General features: G+C 58.3%; 2 protein-coding genes. Both read right to left on the bottom strand.

The genetic code is table 11. The annotated features are described in order from the left end of the window. Positions 1 to 327: 327 nt before the first annotated feature. Positions 328 to 588: a CRISPR-associated endonuclease Cas2 gene (cas2, locus tag GX466_05115; GenBank protein ID NLH93584.1), complete on the bottom strand. Its 261-nt coding sequence runs from the start codon at positions 586 to 588 to the stop codon at positions 328 to 330. Beyond that, on the bottom strand, positions 589 to 3,252 hold the full coding sequence (gene cas1, locus GX466_05110) for a CRISPR-associated endonuclease Cas1 (GenBank protein ID NLH93583.1): 2,664 nt from the start codon (positions 3,250 to 3,252) through the stop codon (positions 589 to 591). It lies immediately after the preceding gene. Positions 3,253 to 3,384 lie beyond the last annotated feature (132 nt).

The following is a 3,384-nucleotide window of genomic DNA, read 5'->3' as shown; positions in this document are numbered from 1 at the left end:
GTCTCAACCCCTCCCGGCGAGGGAGGTCATTTCAAGAGCCTCGATTTTAGCCCTTTAGCAGAGCGGGTTTGGGACCCCATTTCCGTGAACCTCCTCTGACCCGGGCCTGATAATGAAGGTCGAAAGGGCAGGTTCGCGGAAAACAGGCTCAAAGCCTCTCCACAAGCGGCTTCACGGCTATGAGGCATTGCAAAGTGCTGGCTTGCAGCATCTTAAAGCGAACCCCTGCCCCCTGCGGGGCAGGTCATTACACTTGTTTGACAGCGATCCTTTCATCCTCTCTTGCCTGGCGTCATTATCGCCTTGTTCGCAACGGACCTTTGGACCTCAATCAGTGATATAATATTCCACCTGCCTGTTTATGGCAAGTGATTTTTTGGCGCAGGTGCCGCAGACGGTAAAGATATGGATGACCCCTTTTTCGTCCAGGGTTTTTTCCAGTTTGCGGGCCACGGATTTTAGTTCGTGGGTTTTCAGGTTCACGGCGAATACTGATTCCTGGATGCGGATGCCCTTTCCGAGGAGGATTTTGGTAAGGTGGCGGCGCACCTTGTTGTCAGAAACGTCAAAGGCGATTACGTAGTGCATTCAGCACATCCGAAAGGGTTTGAACGGCAAGCCCAGGCGCAGGCTGCGCATCAGTTGGAAGGGGGCGCGGTCGATTTGCAGGGCCCAGCTTAGGGTCAAATCTCCGATCTTCACCTCGTTGCGCATGGTAAGCTCATAGCGGTGGATGTAGCTTTTCATGGCGGCTGAAGACAGTCGCGGGGCGGAGCCTTCCTGCTCAGAGATGAAGTCATCGGGGCCTATCTGACGGTTGTGAATAAGGGACAGCACCACCCGGTCCACCAGAAAGCGGTAAGGTTCGATCATGTCTGAAGCCAGAGCGTAATGCAGGCCCCTGGGTGAATGGAAAATTCCTTCCCAGGGATTAAGCATCGCTGCCGACAGGCTTTCAGCCATCCGGAAGTAGAGGATGGTGTAGCCCAGGGACAGCATGGCGTTCACCGGCCCTTCCGGTGGATGGTAGCTGCGGCGGGGAAAGTCCAGCGGCTTCACCAGTTCGCGGAAATGACGCCAGTAAACGACCGACGCGGCTCCTTCCTTCCCACGCAGGACCTCCGGGTCGGCACATTCGGTCAACGACGCCTCCAGTTCCCTCAGCCGGGGCTCGCTGATGCCTTTGCTCTGCAAAAGCGTCCTTTGATTGTGGATTTTGGCTGCAACCAGGGAGCGGATGTAGTCCAGTTGGAAATCCTGCCAGGACATATCCGGCGAATTGAACACATGTGCCGGCGCGTAGGACCTGCTGTTGTGGGCAAAACCTCCCAGTTGCCTGCCCATCACGGTCATGAACACCACCGGTTTTTTCCGGATGAGGGCTTGTTGGATAACACCAGCCGAGACCCTTGGTTTGCCGATCACCACAATTCGGGATATTTCTTTCCAGGAGTGTCTGCGGATGCCGTCCCCCGTTTGGAGGGCAATGCAGTTCCCCTCGCTGGTCACATGGGTTTCCCGGAAGGTCAGATACAGCGGCCTGCCCCGGGCAAAATCGTCCTGAAAGGCGGGAATTCCGTGGCTTTCGAGTTCAGGGTCACGGGGCTGCTTCAGCTTGCCAAAATCCTCCCTTCCCACCCGGTAGCCCAGGAAGTCCAGGCTGTCCTTGACGGTGAAGCTCAGGGTCTTGTCCCGGGAGAGTTTCAGCCCCAGTTTAGCAAGGATTCCCTCCACCACTTCGGCATCCAGAAACAGGTCGTGGGGGTGATTGGCAAAGAGGCAAAAATCGTCGGCATAGCGCACCAGATGCCAGCCCTGCCTGCCCAGTTCGCGGTCGAAGGGAATCAAATAGAGGTTGGAGAGCAGGGGCGAGAGCGGATTTCCCTGCGGGATGCCCGGTCCCGGGCCCAGCATGTATGAGGAAATCAGACCTGCCGTGGGGTCCGCGCCAAAAAGTCCTTCCAAAAGGAGGCGCAGGTTCTGCCTGGGGATGGAGTCGAAGAAGGAGCTGATGTCGCTTTTCAGTCCTTTGGCAAAGCCTGCGGAGAAGTATTTGCGGGCCTGTTCCGCCGCCTGGTGGTAGCTCTTGCCCCGGCGGTAGGAATAGCATTCCTTCCCGATGAGCCGGTCCAGGGGCAGTTCGATTTGCCTCAGCAGGGCCAGCAGCAGGTGGCGCTCGTGGATGTTGGAAATGCTTATTACCCTGTATTTGCCGCTGGAGCTACGTTTATAGAAGCTGAGGGTTTCGCCGGGGCTGAGACTGCCTTTCAGCAGCATCTTGCGGGCGTTGAGCAGATAGGGCTTGCCCGCCTCCAGCAAGTCTTCCCGGGCGAGGTTGTCCGGGCCGGGGGAACCGGAATTCATCTCCTCGAGGGTGGAGCGGAGGTTGCCCAGAGTGGCTGCCCGAGCCAGCCAGCTCAGCCGGCGCGGGTTGGCTCTGCGCGCGAGGTCCAGGCTGCTGCCGCCCACCGTGTAAAAACCGAAGCCCAGACCCCGGTTCTTGCCGATACCCCTGTACTGGCCCCAGAGCAGGGCAGTCAGCAGTGGCTCAGGGATCGGTCCGGTCAGGCTGATACCGCCCACAAGCCCGCCCAAGGTTTTGGAATAGGGAACATCAAGCCAGATGAGGCCACGGTTCCCGATCCTGGGAAGTTCCGCATCCCCGGGAGTGATTTCCAGTTCACGGCAGAAGGCCTGCCAGAATACCTCCGTTTCCAGCCCGAGCGGATCCAGAAAGCGGAAATCCCCCTTGCCTTCTCCACCAGGTTTAAGGCGCAGGGGGCAGTAAAACACCAAGTCCAGGCTTGCCGCGCCAGCTAGCTCAGCCGCTTCCTCCGCGCAGCTTTCCGGCGACGCCGGCTCCAGGCTTTCCCCCTCGGGCAGATTGGCATAGGAAAGCAGCTTCAGGCTGGTTCCGGGCAGGAAATGCAGCCTGGGATCGGGAAAAACGGCTTTGGCGATGCCTTTCAGCTCATCCTCCAGCATTTCCACCACCCCTGCCAGATGCTGGCGGGGCACGCTGAGTTCCAGGCAGACGATTTCGCCGGGATACAGGTCGCGGAACCCGTTTTGCCCCGGCACCGGGTAAATGCCAAGTTGGGAAAGCTCGCAGCCAAAATAGGGCCTTATCCAGTCCCGGAGCATGGCACTCCAATACACCCCCTGGAAATACTCCAGCCGCGTTATCGGACGAATCACCTCAAAATCGAGGCGCAGCCAGTTGCGCCGCGTATTCTCGCCGAAACCGTTCATCGGGATGGCCTCCTGTTTGAAGTCTTGGCTCACATTCAGCATGGAGAGATATATCCGTCAAGCTGTTTCTGTCCGGGAGTATCATTTTACGGTGTGCCGGCCGCGGGTTCAGGAATCCGGATTCTCCGCGTC

The sequence above is a fragment of the Candidatus Cloacimonadota bacterium genome (genome assembly GCA_012516855.1).
Taxonomy (GTDB): domain Bacteria; phylum Cloacimonadota; class Cloacimonadia; order Cloacimonadales; family Cloacimonadaceae; genus Syntrophosphaera.
The sequence above is the reverse complement of the archived record's forward strand: the minus strand, read 5'-3'. Positions and strand labels throughout refer to the sequence as shown.